The following is a 21419-nucleotide window of genomic DNA, read 5'->3' as shown; positions in this document are numbered from 1 at the left end:
CACCTTAACCTCAAATTTTACCTATCAGCGCTAAGCGCTTGATCTGCCGAGATAAGCACCAGAGCAGGCGTTTGCAGGAAACTGGCCGCGCGTCCGCGGCCAGGCAAACATCAGCCCTTGATACAGTCGACGGTGTAGACCCCCTCCTCACGCTGCAGGCCGTGCACGTCAGCGACAAAGCCTGGGAAGCTGCGGTCGAAGGCCCGCGCAAAGGCGAGGTAATCAATGATCGAGCGCGTCTGCTCAGTAAAGCGCTCGCCCGGCATAATCAGCGGAATACCTGGCGGATACGGCACCAGCATCACTGCCGCGATCCGGCCTTCGAGCTGCTCGATGGGCACCGCCTCAACCTCACCGCGCACCAGTTGGTTATAGGCATCGGCAGGCTTAATCGCTACTTCCGGCAGTACCGTGTACATACGTTTGAGTGCTTTTGCCGTGGCGTTTTCGCGGTAGCAGGCATGCAGCGCATCGCATAAATCGCGCAAACCCATGCCCTGATAAAACGCTTTACCGGCGTGAGCGATTGACGGCAGCACAGCGTTCAGCGGCAGATTAGCGTCATAGCTGCGTTTGAACTCAAGCAACTCGGTGAGCAGCATGCTCCACTTGCCCTTAGTGATGCCCATGGAGAACAGCACAAGGAAGGAGTAAAGCCCGGTTTTCTCCACCACCAGACCACGCTCCCAGAGGAACTTACTGACCACCGCCGCCGGAATTCCGCGCTCAGCAAGCTTACCGTCGGCGGTCAATCCAGGCGTCACCAGGGTCACTTTGATGGGGTCAAGCAGCACATAGTCTTCGGCGACATCACCAAAGCCGTGCCAGTCCGCCTCAGGTTGCAACAGCCAATCCTGAGTCACCACATCGTCGGCGCCTTCGGCTTTAGCGGGCTGCCAGATGCTAAACCACCAATCATCGGCGCCTAGGCTCTGTCGTAGATTGGCCAAGGCGCGGCGAAAGCTCAGGGCTTCATCGAAGGTTTCTTGAATCAGCGAGCGCCCTGCTGGCCCTTCCATCATCGCCGAGGCGACATCCAGCGAGGCGATGATGCCGTACTGCGGCGAAGTGGAGATGTGCATCATAAAGGCTTCATTGAAGCGATCCCGGTCCAGCTGGCGCAGTCCGCCATCCTGCACGTGAATCATGGATGCCTGACTGAACGCTGCCAGCAACTTGTGCGTGGAGTGGGTGGTAAACACCAGCGGCGCATTTTCGGTACGCGCGGTGCCCATGCCATAGCGCCCAGCATAAAATTCATGAAACGCTGCATAGGCATACCACGCCTCGTCGAAATGCAGCACCTCGACGCTGTTACCCAACGTCTGCTTGATCAATTCGGCGTTGTAGCACAAGCCGTCATAAGTGGAGTTGGTCACCACCACCAGCTTGACCATCGCCCCACTGCTGCTCGGCACACGCCCTCGTGCCAGCGGGCTGGCGTCGATTTTGGCTTGGATCGACTCACGGCTGAACTCGGATAATGGGATCGGTCCAATAATGCCCAGCTCGTTGCGCTCGGGGCAAAGATAGAGCGGGATGGCGCCGGTCATGATGATCGAATGCAGAATTGACTTGTGACAGTTGCGGTCCACCAGCACCAAGTCATCACGGCCAACCATGCTGTGCCAGACAATCTTGTTAGCGGTCGAGGTGCCATTGATCACAAAATACGTGTGGTCGGCACCAAAGTTACGCGCCGCGCGCTCTTCGGCCTCGGCCAAGGGCCCGGTGTGATCAAGCAGCGAGCCCAGTTCCGGCACCGACACTGATAAATCTGAACGCAAGGTGTTCTCGCCAAAAAACTGGTGAAACGCCTGCCCCACTGGACTCTTACGATAGGCCACGCCGCCGCCATGGCCGGGGGTGTGCCAGGAATAGTTGGATTGTGCGGTGTGCTGCACCAGTGCTTTGAAAAATGGCGGCAGCAAACCGTCGAGGTAATTACGTGCCGCGCGGGCTACTTGGCGGGCGAGAAACGGTACCGTGTCTTCAAACAGGTAAAGAATGCCGCGCAGCTGATTGAGATCAATCATCGCCTCGGCCGGGGCATTCTCGATGGTGACTTGCTCGCCGATGGCAAAAATCGGCAGGTGCGGCGCGCGGCGACGGGCGATGCGAATCAGCTCAAGCATGTCCTGCAACAGGTTGTTGTTTTCCCCTGCGCCCTCGGCAGCCACCAAAATGCAGGCCAGGCCGTGGTGGGTGGAGGCAACAATGCGCCCTTCCGCCGAACTTGTTGTCGAGAGAATACTGAAGCCGTCCTGCTCCAATTCTTGGGCAATGGCGCGCACGCGGTCACCAGCCACGGTATCGGCCTTGATGTCGCGGTGCACAATGAGGACGGGGAACTTGAGGTCTTTATACATTGTGGCGTCCCTGAAGGATGACAGGTGCAGGCCTGCCTATCGCTTCAGGTTAGAGGCTCGCACTGACTGGCGTAACCCCCTTTACGTGACGCTGTACGAAAAGGTCGCGGGTGAATAATTAGCCCGCCCGCTGTAACTGTCGTTGCCGGGCAATAACAGCTGAGGTGGTCAGGCGCTAGGTTGCTCCATCAGCAGCCACAGAGGCAAGGCGCCAGCAGATTTTTCGATAATCGCCAGGCGCGTCATATGCTCAGCAAGCTCGGCCGCGCTTGCCTGAATCACAGGTGTGCGAAGCCTATCTGTCGGCAAGCGACGAATAGCGCTGGGTTGCTGACGACCGTTACTGTCACCTTCGGAGCCATCACCGGCCAAGGACAGGTTGGTCTGCCCGCCGGTCATGGTCAGGTAAACGTCAGCAAGAATCTCGGCATCGAGCAATGCGCCGTGCAAGTCACGACCGGAGTTGTCCACGCCGTAACGCTTGCACAGTGCATCAAGGCTATTGCGTTGGCCTGGATGGCGTTCGCGAGCCATCATCAGGGTGTCGAGGATGCTGCAATAATCACTGACCTCGGCCCGATCATTTTGCTTGAGCAGGTTAAATTCGTTAGCAATAAAGCCGATGTCGAACGCGGCGTTATGGATGATCAGCTGCGCACCCTTGATGAACTCAAAGAACTCATCGGCGACTTCTTTAAAGCGTGGTTTGTCCTTAAGGAACTCATCGGTGATGCCGTGCACAGCGATGGCACCTTCATCGCTTTCGCGGTCCGGCTGCAGGTAGACATGGAAGTGGCGTCCGGTCAGGCGCCGGCCGATCAGCTCAACGCAGCCGATTTCGATAATCCGGTGACCATCCGCCACCGGCATACCCGTGGTTTCAGTGTCTAACACCACACTACGCATACTTGAGGCCTCGTATTTCATCCACGCCGCGATTGGCCAGTTGATCAGCACGCTCGTTACCGGGGTGGCCAGTATGGCCGCGCACCCACTGCCAGGTGACAGTGTGCCGATTAACCTGCTTATCCAACTGTTGCCACAGGTCAGCATTTTTTACAGGTTGTTTGGCCGCGGTTTTCCAACCGCGTTTTTTCCAGTTCGGCATCCAATCCTGAATACCCTGCATCACGTATTGCGAATCAGTGACCAAACGCACCTCGCAGGAACGCTTCAACTCGGCCAAGGCGCGAATGGCGGCAGTCATTTCCATGCGATTGTTGGTGGTGTCGGTTTCACCGCCCCACAGCTCTTTTTCTACGCCTTTGAAAATCATCAGCGCCCCCCAGCCGCCCACGCCAGGGTTGCCTTTGCAGGCGCCGTCGGTATAGATCTCGACCTGTTCACTCATGTATCTGCAATCTCTCGCTTGAAGTATCGACCCACATTATTTCGGCGGTATGTCGCGGCGGCTGACTTTAGCCACGGGCATTGGCAACAACTTACCCATCGTCTGTCGATTGGACTGACGTGATGGACGCAAGCCAACCACTAACTTGCGCGCCACCAGGACATAAAAGCCGCCACCGGGAAGCTGCCAAGCTGAACCGAGCCGCTCCAGCCCAGCTAACCGCGCCTGCCAAGCCGGCGAAGAAACCGGCGGACGATAGCACCCGAAGCGACGTTTCTCCAGCGCGAAACCCAGCAGGTGCAACCAGTCATGCACCCGGCTGGGCGCGATACAGCGGGCTTGGTGCAGTGCATCGCGGGTAAACACATGACGCATGCCCCAACTGCTCTTGGGATTGATGCCAACTATCAGCAGATGGCCACCCGGCCGCACGCTGCGCGCTGCTTCTCGCAACAAGCCATGAGGTGACAGACTAAAATCCAGACCATGCTGCAACACCACCACATCGGCGGCAAATTCAGTCAATGGCCAGGATTGCTCCTCACACACAATCTCAACCCCTTCGAACGGAGCCCCCAAACGTACACTGCGCTGAATTTGCTGGGCATGCGGCGGGGCGTCAGCGGCGGGCCCGTAATGAACCAAGTAGCCGCCAAAAAAGCGCGCCAACTCTTCTTCCAGTAATTGCCGCTCCTGCTCTAGCAAAAATTGCCCATGGGCGCCGCCAAACCAATTGCGCGCTGCACCCATCAGGTCAAGCCACTCGCTATCGGCATGTGCAAACGGATGATCGGACATAAAAAACACCTTCGTAGCCAGCACTGCTAATGCACCCTAAGATGAACCCTTATGCCCTGTTTAGCGACCTACTGATGATAAAAATAGACGCATTGCCTGCCTTCACTGACAACTATATCTGGTTGTTACAAGACCTCGACAAACGCCGTTGCGCCGTGATCGATCCCGGTGATGCTGCGCCAGTCGAAGCGTGGCTCGCCGCCAACTCTGGCTGGCTGTTGAGCGACATTCTGATCACCCATCATCACTTTGATCATGTGGGGGGTATTGAACGACTCAAGGCCGCCACTGGCGCACGGGTGCTCGGCCCCGCCAACGAGAAGATCCCGGGGCGTGACGTGGCGCTGAACGATGGCGACAAGATTGAAGTGCTGGGTTATCACTTCGACATCATTGAAGTTGCGGGGCATACCCTGGGACACATTGCTTACATCCAGCCCGAGCAGCACTGGTTGTTTAGCGGCGACACTTTGTTTGCCGGTGGTTGTGGTCGCTTGTTTGAAGGCACCGCCGAGCAAATGTATGCCTCGCTTAGCCGTCTCGTCGCCCTACCTGAGCAGACTCAAGTGTTCTGTACCCATGAGTACACCCTGAGCAACCTGCGTTTCGCCGCCGCTGTTGAACCTGAAAACCCCGAGATCAGCCAACGCCTAGAGCAAGTCAGACAATGGCGTGAAACAGGCCAAATCAGCCTGCCTTCATGCATGGCGCTGGAGCGTACCACTAATCCATTTTTACGCAGTGCACAGCCGGCGGTCATCGCCAGTATCGCCGAGCGCGACGGCCCTGGGAACCGCTCGCCCGTGCAGGTATTTGCCGCGCTGCGCACCTGGAAAGACCATTTCTAAACCTCGACAACCACACAAAAGACTGGTTAAAACTTGACCACAGGCATGCTGGTTTCTAGAATCGCCCGATCTTTTCGCCGGGAAGTACTTCGCCGCTAATGCCTCTATCACCACGCAAGACCTTGAATTTAAAGGCATTGGCACAAAGCGCTAAGACGCTTATGGTGATCATGTGTGTAACCCTGGCAGGCTGCCAAACCAGCAGCCCGCATCGGGTAGACAGCGGCAACGACATCGACCGCGCCGTCGGCCTTGAGCAAGACCCAGAATGGCCCACTAGCAGCGTGACGCCTGTGCCTGAAGAGCCCAAAGACATTTGGGAGCGGGTGCGCAACGGCTATCAGTTGCAAGACACCATCACCCTCAATCCACGTATTGAACAACAACGCTTGTGGTTCGTCAGCAACCCTTCTTTTATTGAGAAAGCCGGCGAGCGCAGCAGCCCGTATATCCACTTCATCGTTGAGCGCTTAGAGCAGCGCAATATGCCGATGGAGCTGGCGCTGCTGCCGATGATCGAAAGCTCGTACAACCCGTTGGCTTACTCACATGCCCATGCAGTCGGGCTTTGGCAATTCATCCCCTCAACCGGGCGCAATTTCAACCTGCGCCAGACCAACTGGTACGACGGTCGCCGCGATGTCATGGCCTCAACCGATGCGGCGATTAGCTACCTGACGCGCCTCAAAGAAATGTTCAACGGCGACTGGCTGTTGGCGTTAGCCGCCTATAACGCGGGTGAAGGTCGGGTCAGCCGAGCGATTGAGCGCAACCAAAAATTAGGTCTGCCGACTGATTACTGGAACCTCTCACTGCCGGCCGAAACGCAGAATTACGTGCCCAAGCTGCTGGCACTCTCGCAAGTGGTGATGACGCCGCGAGCTTATGGCGTAAGCCTCAACCCGATTGCCAACGAGCCTTACTTTGAGCAGGTCGAATTCAAGCAAAGCATGGACCTTGCACGCTTGGCGGCCATGGCTGATCTGGATGAAGATGAGCTTTACCTGCTCAACCCCGCCTTCAAGAAAGGCATCACTCTGGACGGCCCGCGGCACCTGCTGGTGCCAACCGATAAGGCAGAACTGCTGACCGCGAATCTGGCGCTGATGAAGCCCCAGGAGTTAGTCGATTGGCAACAGTATCGCGTGCGCTCAGGCGACAGCCTGCATAGCATTGCCAATCGCCACCAACTGACAGTGGCCACGTTAAAGGACATCAATAAGCTCTCCGGTAACCACTTACGCATTGGCCAAATGCTCAGCATTCCCGCGCAACCCGGCGTAATCGCGAGGGTACCGCTGTACCAACGCTCAGTGGCGGCCAGCACACCAAGCCGCACTTATCGGGTGAAGCGCGGCGACAACCTCTGGCAGATCGCCAGAGATCACAAGGTCACGGTTAAGGATGTAACGCGCTGGAACGCCCTCGCAGCGAATAACCTGCGGATCGGCCAGGTGTTGACCCTACAAGCGGGTCCCCCAAGCAGCGCCGGTACGGCACGAAAAAGTGCAACCTTTTACAAAGTGCGCCATGGCGACTCCCTGTACCTGATCGCCAAACGCTTCAAGGTGCCGATGAAAACGTTGCAAAATTGGAATCCCAAAGCCGGTAAAGCACTTAAGCCGGGGCAAACGCTGACGCTGTATAGCGCCGACTGATCAGGCCCTCTTGCTCATCGCCTCCAAGCAACGCCCGGTCAACTGGGTAAAGCGCTGAAAGGCGATAAATTGCTCATGCTTCAACGCACGCCCTGACACCCGGCAATCGGCATACAGCAAGCCAATTTCCCGCGTACCCGCCAGCAACGGCGCAATAAATAACATGCCTTGCCCCAGCCGCTGACGAATTGGCTGAGTGACTAACTCATTCAGGCTGTTGCTGGCTGGGACGCCCATCCATAGCGCTTCTTTATTGCGCAATGCGTAACTGAATATATGCGGCTGTTCGGACTGCGAAACCGGCAAGATAAAATCATGACGCCACGCCTCGGTGCCTTGGCCAATTACCCGCTTGGCGCGGAAACAGCTGTGTTCATCGGCCAATACCAGCAGCATGATGCGCTCAAGCCCCGCACCCTGATGCAGCCCCTTAAACAGTGTATCGAGCACCAAGCTAAGATCGGCACGCCGCGAAACCAGCAACCCAAGATCCTGCAAGGCTTGTTGCAGAATCAGTAGATTGGGCTGTAATAGCTGCGCTTTGCGCTGCTCCTGCTGCAGGCGGATCTGTTCCGGATCAGTATTGGGGATCAGCTTGCACAGCCGACTGGCGTCAAAGGTCGCCGCCATCTTCACGGTTTCATCGGCGCTGGCCAGCACCTGATGCAGGGCTTCCTGCGGCGTCACCCCAATGAAACTGGCCAACTGGCCGACCAGCTCTTCCATGGCTGGGGTATCCCAGCCCTTCAGCGCCGCCTGACTGATTTTCGCCCCAAGGGTCACCGCTTTCACAGCCGGATCATTTTGGCTGGTCGACTGATGCGCCAGGCTAACGGTGTCGCCCAGGTTCCAGCTTTTCACCAACGCCAAGCTTAACTGGCGAAAACTGGTGCCCAGCAACTGCAGCACCACCTCATCTTCATTGACCCCAGGTTGTGCCAAAGCACTGGCTAAATCATCCGCCGCATCACCCGCGCAGCCCCAAAACGCTAATTCGCCGACGTGATGCAGCAGGGCTGCAATAAACACTTCCTCATTATTTTTACTGAGTACGTAACCGGCGATATTGCGCGCCTGCACAGCCGCATGAAACGAGCACGCCAGCAGTTCAGCCAACTGATCACGGGAGCTGCGCGCCAGCAAGCCATCAATCAAACTCACCGCCAGGCCGATCTGCCGGACACTGTCGAAGCCGATCAGCACGATGGCCCGTGAGATGGTGCGGATAGGTTCTTGAGAGGTAACCGCTCCATAAACCCCACCTTCAAATGATCCAAGCGCGACCTGATGCTGTGTTCCCGATTTCTTTCTGGAGCCCGCTCATGATGCGCCCTGATGCAAAAGTCGAAAAAGTCTATCTCTACCCCAAGCCTGTCGACTTCCGAAAGTCCATTGATGGCCTGGCTGCCCTGGTCGAGCTGGATATCAAGGTCGCGGTGTTCGCCCCGGTGTTGTTCGTATTCCTCAACCGTTCGCGCAACCGGGTGAAGATTTTGTATTGGGAGCGCAACGGCTTCTGCTTGTGGCTCAAGCGTTTGGACGCTGAAAGGTTCAAGTCGCACCCCGATCCCGGCGAGGATGCCATCGTGATGACGGCTCAGGAATTGAACTGGTTTTGGACGGTATCGATCTGTGGCGTAACCGCCCTCACAAGGTTTTGACCCCGCGTTTCGTCACCTGAATCGGTATAATCCACGGCATGATTTCCATGCCCGAAACCCTTCCTGACGATCCTATTTTGCTGAAACAGCTTCTGCTGTCGCTGCATGGGCAGGTGTCGGAGAAGGATGGGCAGATTCTGCAATTGCGCGAACAAATCACCCTGCTGACCCAGCGCCTGTTCGGCCGCAAATCCGAGCAGACCATCGACCCCGATTCGCCGCAGCTGGAGATTTTCAACGAAGCCGAAAGCCTGGTCGAAGCCGCGCCTGAAGCCGTTGCCGATGACGTCGAGGAAGAGGTTGTCGCCCCGGTTAAACGTCGTGGCAAGCGCAAGCCGCTGCCGGCGGAGCTGCCGCGCGTCGAAGTCATCCACGAGCTGCCCGAGCACCAACTGACCTGCGCCTGCGGTTGCCGTAAGCAGATCATCGGTGAGGAAACCAGCGAACAGCTGGAGATCATCCCGATGCAAATCCGGGTGATCAAACACATCCGCAAAACTTACGGCTGCAAGGGCTGCGAAGCCGCACCGATCACCGCCGATAAGCCGGCGCAACTAATCGAAAAGAGCATGGCCAGTCCCAGCGTACTGGCGATGCTACTGAGCACCAAGTTTGTCGACGGCACCCCGCTGTATCGCTTCGAGAAGGTCCTCAACCGCCACGGCATCGACATCCCCCGCCAGACCTTGGCGCTTGGGTGATCCAGTGCGGCGCCCATCTGCAACCGCTGCTCAACCTGATGCGCGATTGGCTGCTGGAGGGGCCAGTGATCCACTGCGACGAAACCCGTGTGCAGGTGCTTAAAGAGCCGGGGCGCGACCCCAGCAGCCAATCCTGGATGTGGGTGCAAACCGGCGGCCCGCCAGACAGGCCAGTGATCCTCTTCGACTACACAACCAGCCGTGCGCAGGACGTGCCGCTGCGCCTGCTCGCCGGCTACCGTGGTTATTTGATGACCGACGACTACGCCGGCTACAACGCCGTGGCCGCGCAAGCGGGCGTCGAGCGTCTGGCCTGCCTGGCGCATGCGCGGCGTAAATTTATCGAAGCGCAGAAGGTGCAGCCGAAGGGCAAGACCGGGCGGGCCGACGTGGCGTTGAACCTGATCAACAAACTCTACGGCATCGAGCGCGAGCTCAAGGACGCCAGCGCCGAGCAACGCCATCAGGGCCGTCAGCAACACAGCCTGCCAATCCTCGCGCAACTGAAAACCTGGCTGGAGACAACCCAGCCCCAGGTCACCCGCCAGAACGCCCTGGGCAAAGCCGTGAACTACCTGGCCCACAACTGGAGCCGGCTTGCGCGCTACGTCGAAGGCGGCCACTTGCCCATCGACAACAACGCCGCCGAGCGTGCCATCCGGCCCTTCGTCATCGGCCGCAAGAACTGGCTGTTCAGCGACACGCCCAAGGGCGCCACGGCCAGCGCGCAAATCTACAGCCTGATCGAAACCGCCAAGGCCAACGGCCAGGAACCCTACGCTTACCTGCGCCGCATCCTCGAACGCCTGCCGCTGGCCAAAAGTGTCGAAGACTACGAAGCGCTGCTGCCGTGGAACTGCCCGCCGACATCCGCATACTGACGGCCAAACCCCATCAGAGGTAGATGGGGTTTATGGAGCGCTTACCTTGAGAGGGGTTGTAGTACACACTATTGCCGATGCGCAGCACCTTGGTGGTCAGCGCCGCGTCGCGCAGCAGAACATCAGCCAATTGCTGAACCGATGATTTATTGCCCTGCGTCAGACGATGCAGGTCTTGCACCACCGCCGCTAAGGCGGGGAGTTCAGCGTGGTTGAAGCGATCAATCCATGACTGCAAACCATGGCATGTTGTTGGCAAAATAATGTCCTCACAGTGGGTTATTTCAGTGTAGCCAGATTGCCACTCTTGCTCAGCGCCGACCTCACCCTTTTTCCAGCGGATACAAGCTGTTAATGTGCCGGACCAGTAGCCCACAAGACGCCACGGATCGGATATTTCACTTGATACGTCCCCTCCTCTCGCTCCTCCTCTGTCTGGCTATCAGTTCGCCTACTTGGGCCACCCTGTATAAAAGCCACGGCTACGCCCAATTTGGCGAGCTGAAGTACCCCGCCAGCTTTACCCATTTTGCGTGGATCAACCCAGAAGCGCCCAAAGGCGGCACACTGCGGATGATGGCCAACGGCACCTTCGACACGCTCAACCCCTACACATTTAAGGGCAGCAGCCCGATCAGCAGCGCTAATTTTCTGCAATACGGCGTCAATGAGCTTAATGCGCCCTTGATGGTCGGCACCGGTGCCTACGACCCCTCCGGCGATGAGCCCGCATCCAGTTACGGACTGATCGCCGAATCGGTGGAATACAGCGATGACCGCAGTTGGGTGGTGTTTAACCTACGTCCAGAGGCACGCTTTCATGATGGCAGGCCGATAACGGCTTATGACGTGGCATTTTCTTATCGCTTACTGCTTAAGGAAGGTCATCCGCAATACCGCAGCAACCTGCAAGACGTGCAACGGGTCGATATCCTCAATCGCCACAGCATTCGTTTTGTGCTGAAACGCGCCAATAACTCGCTGCTGATTCTACGTTTAGGTGAACTGCCAGTGCTGGCGCAGCACTACTGGAAAGATCGAGACTTTAAAGCCACTACTTACGAGCCGCCTTTAGGCAGCGGCCCTTATCGCATTACCCACGTCAGCCCTGGGCGCAGCTTGCGGTTTGAGCGAGTTAAGGACTGGTGGGGTGCAGACTTGCCGGTCAATCGCGGTAAATACAATTTTGATCGCGTTGAGGTGGAGTTCTACCGCGACAGCCATGTGGCCTTTGAGGCGTTCAAGGCCGGTGAATTTGACATTTACATCGAGCAACAAGCTAAGAACTGGGCCAACGGCTATCGCTTCCCCGCCCTGAGCCGAGGCGAGGTGATCCGCGCCGAAATTGCCCACCAAATCCCAACCCAAACCCAAGCCTTGTTTATGAACACCCGCCGCGAGGTGTTTGTTGATCGCCACGTGCGCGAAGCTCTGGGCCTGATGTTTGATTTCGAATGGGCTAACCGCGCACTGTTTAACAGCTCCTACATCCGCGCTAAAAGCTACTACCCCAACAGCGAGTTTTCGGCCACCGGTAAGCCGGAAGGTGCGGAGTGGTTGCTGCTGTCGCCCTATCGCAAACAATTACCGGCGCGTTTATTTAGCCAGCCATTCAGCATGCCGCAGACTGATGGACGAGGCATTCCCCGGGAAACCTTGCGCCGCGCCCTCGGTCTGTTGGGCGATGCCGGTTGGAAGCCATCCGGCCAACGCCTGCTAAATAGCCAAGGCAAACCGCTGAAGTTTGAAATTCTGCTGGTCAATCCGAATCTTGAACGGATTCTCCAGCCCTTTACTGAAAACCTTGCCAGCATTGGTATCCAAGCTAACTTGCGCACTGTTGATCGCGCGCAATACAAGCAGCGCCTCGACCAATATGATTTCGACATGATCCTGCTGACCCTGCCGCAAAGCCTGAGCCCAGGCCTTGAGCAGTCACTGTATTTCCATTCCTCACAGGCCAAGATCAAAGGCGGCAGAAATTACGCAGGCGTTACTCACCCCGTGGTCGATGCCATGATTGAAAAACTATTGGCAGCGCAGACTCGTACCGAACAGGTCGCTGCTACCCGCGCGCTCGACCGCGTGCTGTTATGGCAGCACTACAGCATCCCCAACTGGTATATCGATTACCACCGCCTGGCATACCGCAACCGATTTGCTTTCGTCACCCCGCCGCCCTACACATTAGGGCTGCGTACTTGGTGGCTAAAATCCATGGAGAACGCTGAATGACCCATGCATTGCGCACCCTGTTAATCCGTTTTAGCAGCATTGCTCTGCTTAGCGTAGCCGGCCTGGCCATCGCCAGCCCCAAGCATGCACAAACCCTGTACGACGAGCCGCCCAAATACCCGGCAGGCTTCACTCATTTCGATTACGTCAACCCGGATGCACCCAAAGGCGGCACGTTGCGCCAGGCTGGATTTGGCGGTTTTGACAGCCTCAATCCGTTTATTAACAAAGGCGTGGCCGCCGATGATATCGGCCTGATCTACGACACCCTGACCCGCCATGGCCTGGATGAGCCCTTTAGCGAATACGGCCTGCTCGCCGAAAAGATCGAGAAAGCCCCGGACAATTCTTGGGTACGCTTTTATCTGCGCCCTGAAGCACGCTTCCATGACGGCCAACCCGTGACGGCTGAGGATGTTAAGTTCACGTTCGAAACACTGATGAGCCAAGGCGCGCCGATGTACCGCGGCTACTATGCCGATGTCGATAAAGTAGAAGTCGAAAGCCCGCTGCGCGTACGTTTTGTCTTCAAGCACGCCGGTAACCGTGAGCTGCCGCTAATCGTCGGGCAGCTGCCCGTGTTGCCGAAACACTGGTGGGCCGAACGCGACTTCAGCAAAAGTAACCTTGAAGTCCCGCTGGGCAGCGGCCCTTACAAAGTGGCCAATGTGCAGGCCGGCCGCTCAATCCGCTATGAACGCGTCACCGACTGGTGGGGCAAGGACCTGCCGGTTAACCGCGGCTTTTACAATTTCGACACCCTACAAATCGACTATTACCGCGACAACACCGTGGCCCTAGAAGCGCTCAAGGCTGGGCAATTCGACTACTGGCTAGAAACCAGTGCCAAGAACTGGGCCACCGCCTACAACAACGAGGCTGTAGCCAACGGCCAGCTTATTAAAGAAGAAATCACCAATCACAACCCCACCGGCATGCAGGGTTTTATCTTTAATACACGGCGTCCGCTGTTCAGCGATCTCCGGGTGCGCGAAGCCCTTGGCCTGCTGTTTGATTTCGAGTGGACCAACCGCCAGTTGTTTAACGGCGCGTATACCCGCACCCGCAGCTATTTTGACAACTCCGAATTGGCTGCAACCGGCCTGCCCTCCGTTGATGAGTTGAAACTGCTTGAACCATTACGTGAGCACATCCCGACACAGGTATTCAGCGATGAGTATCAGCCTTCGCTGACCAATGGCAGCGGCATTATTCGCGAGCAGCAACGCCGTGCTTATCAGCTGTTGCAAGAAGCAGGGTGGCGCGTGGATGGCGACAAGATGCTCGACAGCAGCGGCAAGCCCGTGAGCTTCGAGTTCCTTCTGGCGCAAACCGAATTCGAACGTGTCCTGCTGCCGTTTAAACGTAACTTGGCCGACTTGGGCATCGAGTTGGTGATCCGCCGCGTGGATGTCTCTCAATACATCAACCGCCTGCGCTCGCGCGATTACGATCTCATTGTGAGTGGTTTTGGTCAGTCCAACTCGCCGGGCAACGAACAGCGTGAATACTGGCACTCCAGCAGCGCTGACAACCCCGGCAGCCGTAACTTTATCGGCCTTAAAGATCCCGCGGTAGACAGCTTGGTTGAAGGCCTGATCGGTGCCGACTCACGCCAGAGCCTGATCACCCATACCCGCGCCCTCGATCGCGTGTTGCTGTGGGGCCATTACGTGGTCCCCAACTGGCACATCAAAACCTGGCGCGTGGCTTATTGGAACCGCTTTGAACACCCCAAAGTCAGCCCAAAATATGACATAGGCCTGCACACCTGGTGGGCCCGCGAAAAAACCCCAGAAGCCGCTGCCGATGCAGCCTCCGCTCAGCCCAACGCAGACGTGGAGCAATAAGATGCTGGCGTATATCTTTCGTCGGTTGCTGCTTATCATCCCCACGTTGCTGGGCATCTTGCTGATCAACTTCATCATCATCCAGGCCGCCCCCGGTGGCCCGGTTGAACAGATGATCGCCAAACTCGAAGGCTTTGATGGCGCCACCAGCCGGATTGCTGGCGGCGGTGCTGAAGTCTCGGTCGCGGGCTCCAACTACCGCGGCGCCCAAGGCCTCGACCCCGAACTGGTCGCGGAAATCGAACGCATGTATGGCTTCGACAAATCGGCCCCGGAACGCTTCTGGCTGATGCTCAAGAGCTACGCGCAGCTGGATTTCGGTAGCAGCTTCTTTCGTGATGCCGAGGTCATCGACCTGATCATTGAGAAAATGCCGGTATCGATCTCCTTAGGGTTGTGGAGCACGCTGATTATGTACCTGGTGTCCATCCCGCTGGGCATCGCTAAGGCCACCCGCCATGGCAGCGCCTTCGACGTTTGGACCAGTTCGATCATCATCATTGGCTATGCCATCCCTGCGTTTCTGTTTGCCATCTTGCTCATTGTGCTGTTTGCCGGCGGCAGCTATTGGGACGTGTTCCCGCTGCGCGGGCTGACCTCGAACAACTTCGAGGAGCTGAGTTTTAGCGGCAAGCTGCTTGACTACTTTTGGCACTTGGCCCTGCCCGTCACGGCGCTGGTGATTGGTAACTTCGCCACCCTGACGCTGCTGACCAAAAACAGCTTTCTCGATGAAATTAACAAGCAATACGTGGTCACCGCACGGGCTAAAGGCTTGAGCAATAACCGCGTGTTGTATGGCCATGTGTTCCGTAACGCCATGTTGATTATTATCGCCGGCTTCCCAGCGGCCTTTATTGGGATTTTCTTTACCGGCTCTTTGCTGATCGAGGTGATTTTCTCCCTCGACGGCCTCGGCTTGATGAGCTTTGAGGCGGCGATTAACCGCGACTACCCGGTGGTGTTCGGCACCTTGTTTATTTTTACCTTGCTCGGTTTGGTGGTGAAATTGATCGGCGACATTACCTACACCTTGGTCGATCCACGCATCGACTTCGAAAGTCGGGAGGGTTGAGATGACACTTTCGCCAATCAATCAGCGTCGCTTCCAACTGTTCAAGGCGCATAAGCGCGGCTGGTGGTCACTGTGGATTTTCCTTGTGTTGTTTTTTGTCACGCTCGGCGCTGAACTGATCGCCAACGACAAGCCGCTGGTGGTCAGTTATGACAACGAACTGTATTTCCCGGTATTCAAGCGCTACCCGGAAACCACATTTGGCGGTGAATTCCCGCTGCAGGCGAACTACAAAAGCCCGTATATCCAAGAGCTGTTTAATGAAAAGAACGGCTGGATGATCTGGCCACCGATCCGCTACAGCTACTCCAGCATCAATTACGACCTGCAAGTGCCGGCGCCAGCGCCACCCTCTGGGGAAAACTGGCTGGGCACCGATGATCAGGGCCGCGATGTGTTGGCGCGGGTCATCTATGGCTTCCGCATCTCGGTGCTGTTTGCCCTGATTCTGACCCTCGCCAGCTCGGTGATCGGCGTGTTTGCTGGCGCCTTGCAAGGCTTTTATGGCGGCTGGGTCGACTTGGTCGGCCAGCGCTTTCTGGAAATTTGGTCGGGCTTGCCGGTGCTCTACTTACTGATCATCCTCGCCAGCTTTGTACAGCCCAATTTTTGGTGGTTGCTGGGCATCATGTTGTTGTTTTCCTGGATGAGTCTGGTAGACGTAGTGCGCGCCGAGTTCCTGCGAGGGCGCAACTTGGAATATGTGCGCGCCGCGCGTGCGCTGGGTATGCCGAACGGCTCAATTATGTTTCGGCATATCTTGCCTAACGCGATGATTTCGACCATGACCTTTATGCCGTTCATCCTCACCGGTGCGATTGGCACACTCACCGCACTGGACTTTCTCGGCTTTGGTCTGCCCCCCGGCGCACCTTCGCTCGGTGAATTAGTGGCCCAAGGCAAGTCCAACCTGCAGGCCCCGTGGTTGGGTATCAGCGCTTTTGCCGTGCTTGCCCTGATGCTCAGCCTGCTGGTGTTTATCGGCGAAGCGGCACGCGATGCCTTCGACCCGAGGAAATAACATGACCGACTCCAACACCCTCATCGAAGTCCGTGATCTGTCAGTCGAGTTCGTTACTGGCCGCCTCAAGCAGCGTGTACTCAACACCATTAGCTTCGACATCAAGCGCTGTGAAACCCTGGCCTTGGTGGGCGAAAGCGGTTCAGGCAAATCGGTGACCGCGCATTCAATTCTGCGCCTGCTGCCCTACCCGATTGCCCAGCACCCCAGCGGCAGCATTCACTATGCCGGGCAGGACCTACTCAAGCTAAACGAGAGCAAACTGCGCGGCATCCGTGGTAACCGCATTGCCATGGTCTTCCAAGAGCCCATGACCTCGCTCAACCCGCTGCACAGCATCGAAAAACAAATCAATGAAGTGCTGGCCTTACATAAAGGCCTGCGGGCTAAAGCGGCCACTGCGCGGACCTTGGAGCTGCTGGAGTTAGTCGGCATTCCCGAACCCCATAAGCGCCTAAAAGCTTACCCACACGAGCTGTCGGGCGGCCAACGGCAGCGCGTGGTCATCGCAATGGCGCTGGCCAATGAGCCAGAACTGCTGATTGCCGACGAGCCAACCACTGCGCTCGATGTCACCGTGCAGCTGAAAATCCTCGAACTGCTGAAGGATTTACAAGCGCGCTTGGGTATGTCGATCCTGCTGATCAGCCATGACCTTAATTTGGTGCGGCGCATCGCTCATCGCGTTTGCGTGATGCAGGGCGGGCATATCGTCGAGCAAGCTGCCTGCGAAACCCTGTTCCACGCGCCCCAGCACCCGTATACCCGTGAACTGCTCGGTGCCGAGCCTTCGGGTGGGCCGGTCGATCAACCACCGGGCAAGCCGATGCTCGAAGTTGATAACCTGCGCGTCTGGTTTCCGATCAAGAAAGGCCTATTACGCCGCACGGTCGACCACGTAAAAGCGGTGGATGGCATCAACTTCAGCGTGCCGCAGGGTCATACGCTGGGCATTGTTGGTGAAAGTGGCTCGGGCAAGTCCACCCTAGGTTTGGCTATTCTTCGTCTACTTGGCAGTCAAGGTGGCATTCGCTTCCAAGGGCAAGCCATTGATCAGCTCTCGCAAGAACAGGTGAGACCGCTGCGCCGGCAAATGCAGGTGGTGTTTCAAGATCCGTTTGGCAGCCTGAGCCCGCGTATGTCGGTGAGTCAAATTGTGGGGGAAGGCCTGCAAATTCATCGCATGGGCAGCGCAGCCGAGCAGGAACAAGCGATCATCGACGCCTTAGTCGAGGTTGGTCTCGATCCCGATACCCGTAACCGTTATCCCCATGAGTTTTCCGGTGGTCAGCGTCAACGCATTGCCATCGCCCGCGCCTTGGTACTCAAGCCCGCATTAATTTTGCTTGATGAGCCCACCTCGGCACTCGACCGTACTGTGCAGCGCCAAGTGGTCGAATTGCTGCGCTCGCTGCAGACTAAATATAACCTGACCTATTTATTTATTAGCCATGACTTAGCCGTGGTCAGGGCATTAAGCCATCAGGTGATGGTGGTTAAACAGGGCAAAGTAGTGGAGCAAGGCCCGGCGGCACGTGTCTTTGCCGCGCCACAGAACATCTATACACAGCAATTGCTGGAAGCGGCCTTTATGGCCCCAGCTGACTAATTCTTGTAGAGCGGAAGAGGAATCACACCCATGGGTTTTCTAAGCGGCAAGCGCGTACTGATCGTTGGCGTCGCCAGCAAACTGTCCATCGCCTCCGGCATCGCGGCAGCCATGCACCGTGAAGGCGCCGAACTGGCCTTCACCTACCAGAACGAAAAGCTCAAAGGCCGCGTTGAAGGCTTTGCCGCTGATTGGGGTTCAAACCCAGAGCTGTGCTTCCCCTGCGATGTAGCCAACGACGAAGAGATCGCCTCAGTATTCGAAGCATTGAGCAAGAAGTGGGATGGCCTGGATTGTATCGTTCACTCGGTAGGCTTTGCCCCGGGCGATCAACTCAATGGCGACTTTACTGACGTCACCACCCGTGAAGGCTTCCGCATCGCTCACGATATCAGTGCTTACAGCTTCGTTGCCCTGGCCAAAGCCGGCCGCGAAATGATGAAAGGCCGCAATGGCAGCCTGCTTACCCTGTCCTACCTGGGTGCCGAGCGCACCATGCCCAACTACAACGTCATGGGCATGGCCAAGGCGAGCTTGGAAGCCGGTGTGCGTTACCTGGCTGGCAGCTTGGGCCCTGAAGGCACTCGCGTAAATGCCATCTCCGCAGGCCCGATCCGCACGCTGGCAGCCTCCGGTATCAAAAGCTTTCGCAAGATGCTCGCGGCCAACGAAAAGCAGACCCCGCTGCGACGCAACGTGACCATCGATGAAGTCGGCAATGCCGGTGCGTTCCTCTGCTCAGACCTCGCCTCAGGCGTCAGCGGTGAGATTATGTACGTCGATGGCGGTTTCAACACCACCGCGATGGGCCCGATGGAAGAATAATTGCGCAATTGCCAGCAACAAAAAATGCCGCTCAATTGAGCGGCATTTTTAATTGCGGCGCACTGATCAGAAACGCTCGATGTCCGCGGCTTCTTCCAGTTGCTTACGGAACGCGGCGAAGTCCTGTTGACCAACGCGTGAGGCAAGGAAGCGGCTGTACATGGCCTTGTCCTCATCCGACAGCGCTTGCTGCGGTTGGCTCACGCCATTAAGACGAACGACCACATAATCGCCGTTGCTCAGGCTAATACCGTCGAAGCTAGGCTTATCGGCAGCTTCAGGCTTGGGCATGCGGAACAGCGCCTGCAACACCGCAGGCTCAACACCTTCTTGGCTGCGCGTTGCCGCCTCCACAACATCCCAACCCTGCTTGGCATCGGCCTGTGCAATCGGCGTTTTACCCGCACGCAAAGCAGCTAACTGCTCTTCAGCTTCGACTTTAACGGCCTCGCTTGCACGAACCTTGATCAACTGGGCGCGAATACTCTCAGTCACTTGCTCAAGCGGTAGCTGCTCGGGCTTGTTGTGCACGCTCACCCGTACCACCACGACGGTGTTCGGATCGAGCTCAATCACGCTGCTGTTACTGCCGCCTTCCAGCACTTCATCGCTGAACGCTGCCTGGATAACCAGACGGTTAGCGGTCAGACCTTCAGTGCCACCCTCGCGGCCGAACGCCTCAGTGGTGTTGACTTCAAGACCTAACTCTTGAGCAGGCTGCGCCAGATCTGATGCTTCAAATGCAGCATTTTCAAGATCTTTTGAGACCTCAACAAAGCGTTGCTCAACTTGACGCGTTTTCAGATCTCGTTTTAATTTTTCTTCCAAACTGGCAAAGCTGGGCACTTCCGGCGCCTGAACATCTAACAGCTTGATCAAGTGCCAGCCGAACTCACTGCGAACGGGCGCTGATACTGCATTTTTGTCCAGTGCATACAACGCCTCTTCAAAAGTCGGATCGTAAACACCTGGGCCCGCAAAGCCCAGATCACCACCCTCACCTGCCGAACCTGAGTCATCGGAGAACTCTTTAGCTAAGTCTGCAAAGTCCTCGCCTTTCTCAAGACGCTTCTGCAACTCAACTAATTTAGCTTGAGCCTGCTCGTCAGACAGCTTGTCGCTAACCTCAGCCAGAATGTGCGCAGCACGTCGCTGTTCGGCTAAGTTGGCGATTTCACTTTGATAGGCGGTTTCAAGCGCTTCATCTGTGACGTCAACCTGGTCAAAGAAGGCCTCTTTTTTTAGCTCAACGTATTCCAGCACCACTTGTTCAGGGCTCATAAACTCGCTGGCTTTGGCGTCGTAATAAGCCTTTACGTCGTCATCACTGAGGATTACCGCGCCAGGATCAGCCTTGAGGGTCAAGGTGGCGAAATCGCGGGTCTGCTTTTCTAATGCAGCGAAGGCTTGCACTTGGGCATCGGTGACGAAACCGCTGTTAGACAGGCCAGCGCGCAGTTGGCCAATCAACATTTCCTGCTCCAGCATCTGGCGGAACTGCAAACGGTTGTAACCCAACTGACGAATCACTTGATCAAAGCGCTCAGCGCTGAACTGACCATCAACCAGAAACTCAGGTGTTTTCAGAATCAATTGGTCCAACGCTTGTTGCGAGAATGCAAACTTGGCATCTTGAGCACCAGAGAGAAGCAAAGTGCGCTCAACTAGGCCGTTAAGAGCAGCTTCACGCAGCAATTTTTCGTCGAGCAAGGATGCATCGAAGTCGCGACCCAACTGCTGTAGCAACTGCCGCCGCTGCATCTCAACCGCTTGGCTAAGGTCAACGGAAGTGATTTCCACACCATTCACTTCGGCCGCGTTCTGGCTGTTACTGGTGCTGGTGAAAATCGCATCAACGCCCGTCAATGCAAGCAGCGCAACAATAATGCCGATGATGGTTTTGGCAATCCAACCTTGTGAATTGTCCCTGATATTTTGCAGCATGCGTCCCCCAGAACGGCTGTGAAAAAAGCAGCCGCGCAGTGTGGGTAAAATCCGGATAGAAGAAAGGCGCATCAGTGGATGCGCCTTCTCGTAACTGGCGAAGCGGACCGAACTCAGGTAGCAGATTCGTTGCCATCGACTGAATAAAACAAGCCGAACGTTCCACCGCGCAACAGATCAGCTATTCAGCTGACCTGCAGGGTAAAGCCGAAAGAAGCTTAGTTAACAGCGTCTTTCAGTGCTTTACCGGCTTTAAAGCCTGGGATCTTGGCTGCAGCGATGCTGATCGGGTTACCCGTTTGTGGGTTGCGGCCAGTACGAGCAGCACGCTCTTTGACAGCGAACGTACCGAAACCAACCAGTACAACAGAATCACCGGCTTTCAGAGCGCCAGTAACGGATTCAATGACTGCATCCAGCGCGCGGCCGGCAACAGCTTTTGGGATATCAGCAGATGCGGCGATGGCATCGATCAATTCCGACTTGTTCACTCTTAAGTCCCCTTAATTTATATTGAGTTTGTTTCTTGCTTTTAAATGTAAGCGAAGCTGGTACTTGAGAGCCTGCTGACACAATAAGAGCCGCTTTATAAC

The 21419-nt window shown here is 56.6% G+C and carries 15 protein-coding genes and 3 pseudogenes; 10 read left to right on the top strand and 8 right to left on the bottom strand.

The features are described 5' to 3' along the window. Positions 1–110 precede the first annotated feature (110 nt). The 4 genes from WF513_RS07935 to WF513_RS07920 all read right to left on the bottom strand — a co-directional run bounded on the left by WF513_RS07935 (position 111) and on the right by WF513_RS07920 (position 4518). Complete coding sequence (locus WF513_RS07935) at positions 111–2369, bottom strand: Orn/Lys/Arg decarboxylase N-terminal domain-containing protein (RefSeq protein ID WP_339083056.1); 2259 nt, start codon at positions 2367–2369, stop codon at positions 111–113. Positions 2370–2537: 168 nt separating this feature from the next. Beyond that, positions 2538–3275 carry a DNA polymerase III subunit epsilon gene (dnaQ, locus tag WF513_RS07930; RefSeq protein WP_339083054.1) on the bottom strand — a complete coding sequence of 246 codons (738 nt, stop codon included), beginning with the start codon at positions 3273–3275 and terminating at the stop codon, positions 2538–2540. Continuing rightward, positions 3268–3720 carry a ribonuclease HI gene (gene rnhA, locus WF513_RS07925; protein ID WP_339083052.1) on the bottom strand — a complete coding sequence of 151 codons (453 nt, stop codon included), beginning with the start codon at positions 3718–3720 and terminating at the stop codon, positions 3268–3270. The genes dnaQ and rnhA overlap by 8 nt, the downstream gene beginning before the upstream one ends. Positions 3721–3756: 36 nt before the next feature. Further along, positions 3757–4518: a methyltransferase domain-containing protein gene (locus WF513_RS07920; RefSeq protein ID WP_339083050.1), complete on the bottom strand. Its 762-nt coding sequence runs from the start codon at positions 4516–4518 to the stop codon at positions 3757–3759. A gap of 74 nt (positions 4519–4592) precedes the next feature. On the opposite strand from WF513_RS07920, the gene gloB reads away from it, so the two are divergent. Both gloB and WF513_RS07910 read left to right on the top strand, forming a co-directional pair. Next, positions 4593–5366 carry a hydroxyacylglutathione hydrolase gene (gloB, locus tag WF513_RS07915; protein ID WP_339083480.1) on the top strand — a complete coding sequence of 258 codons (774 nt, stop codon included), beginning with the start codon at positions 4593–4595 and terminating at the stop codon, positions 5364–5366. Positions 5367–5464: 98 nt separating this feature from the next. Then, entirely contained in the window at positions 5465–7024 is a 1560-nt protein-coding gene (locus WF513_RS07910) for a LysM peptidoglycan-binding domain-containing protein (RefSeq protein WP_339083048.1), read from the top strand. Here the strand turns inward: WF513_RS07910 and WF513_RS07905 are convergent. Then, positions 7025–8263: pseudogene (locus WF513_RS07905) on the bottom strand (HDOD domain-containing protein); the annotation flags it as partial. A gap of 83 nt (positions 8264–8346) precedes the next feature. Here WF513_RS07905 and tnpB point away from each other — a divergent pair. Both tnpB and WF513_RS07895 read left to right on the top strand, forming a co-directional pair. After that, positions 8347–8685, top strand: a complete 339-nt coding sequence (gene tnpB, locus WF513_RS07900) for an IS66 family insertion sequence element accessory protein TnpB (protein WP_339082968.1) — start codon at positions 8347–8349, stop codon at positions 8683–8685. 38 nt (positions 8686–8723) lie between these two features. Further along, a pseudogene (locus tag WF513_RS07895) lies at positions 8724–10267 on the top strand (IS66 family transposase). A 46-nt stretch (positions 10268–10313) separates the two neighbouring features. Here the strand turns inward: WF513_RS07895 and WF513_RS07890 are convergent. After that, positions 10314–10505: pseudogene (locus tag WF513_RS07890) on the bottom strand (HDOD domain-containing protein); the annotation flags it as partial. A gap of 167 nt (positions 10506–10672) precedes the next feature. On the opposite strand from WF513_RS07890, the gene WF513_RS07885 reads away from it, so the two are divergent. From WF513_RS07885 to fabI, 6 genes are read left to right on the top strand one after another with little or no spacing between them, the layout of a single operon-like run. Next, positions 10673–12502, top strand: coding sequence for an extracellular solute-binding protein (locus tag WF513_RS07885; RefSeq protein WP_339083478.1), 1830 nt, complete (start codon positions 10673–10675; stop codon positions 12500–12502). Next, positions 12499–14352, top strand: coding sequence for an extracellular solute-binding protein (locus WF513_RS07880; RefSeq protein ID WP_339083046.1), 1854 nt, complete (start codon positions 12499–12501; stop codon positions 14350–14352). Before WF513_RS07885 ends, WF513_RS07880 begins: the two co-directional genes overlap by 4 nt. A gap of 1 nt (position 14353) precedes the next feature. After that, entirely contained in the window at positions 14354–15427 is a 1074-nt protein-coding gene (locus WF513_RS07875; RefSeq protein ID WP_339083044.1) for a microcin C ABC transporter permease YejB, read from the top strand. Between the two features lies 1 nt (position 15428). After that, positions 15429–16448 (top strand): ABC transporter permease, encoded by a 1020-nt coding sequence (locus WF513_RS07870; RefSeq protein WP_339083042.1) that lies wholly within the window; start codon positions 15429–15431, stop codon positions 16446–16448. A 1-nt stretch (position 16449) separates the two neighbouring features. Continuing rightward, complete coding sequence (locus tag WF513_RS07865) at positions 16450–18057, top strand: ABC transporter ATP-binding protein (RefSeq protein ID WP_339083041.1); 1608 nt, start codon at positions 16450–16452, stop codon at positions 18055–18057. A gap of 30 nt (positions 18058–18087) precedes the next feature. Next, entirely contained in the window at positions 18088–18882 is a 795-nt protein-coding gene (fabI, locus tag WF513_RS07860) for an enoyl-ACP reductase FabI (protein WP_339083039.1), read from the top strand. Between the two features lie 66 nt (positions 18883–18948). On the opposite strand, the gene WF513_RS07855 is transcribed toward fabI, so the two are convergent. Continuing rightward, positions 18949–20826, bottom strand: coding sequence for a SurA N-terminal domain-containing protein (locus WF513_RS07855; RefSeq protein ID WP_339083037.1), 1878 nt, complete (start codon positions 20824–20826; stop codon positions 18949–18951). A gap of 218 nt (positions 20827–21044) precedes the next feature. Next, a complete protein-coding gene (hupB, locus tag WF513_RS07850) occupies positions 21045–21317 on the bottom strand; it encodes a nucleoid-associated protein HU-beta (RefSeq protein WP_010490206.1) in 273 nt (90 codons plus the stop codon). Positions 21318–21419 lie beyond the last annotated feature (102 nt).

The sequence above is a fragment of the Pseudomonas sp. TMP9 genome (assembly GCF_037943105.1).
Taxonomy (GTDB): Bacteria; Pseudomonadota; Gammaproteobacteria; order Pseudomonadales; family Pseudomonadaceae; genus Aquipseudomonas.
Note: the sequence above shows the minus strand (reverse complement) of the source record. Positions and strands in the feature narration are given on the sequence as shown.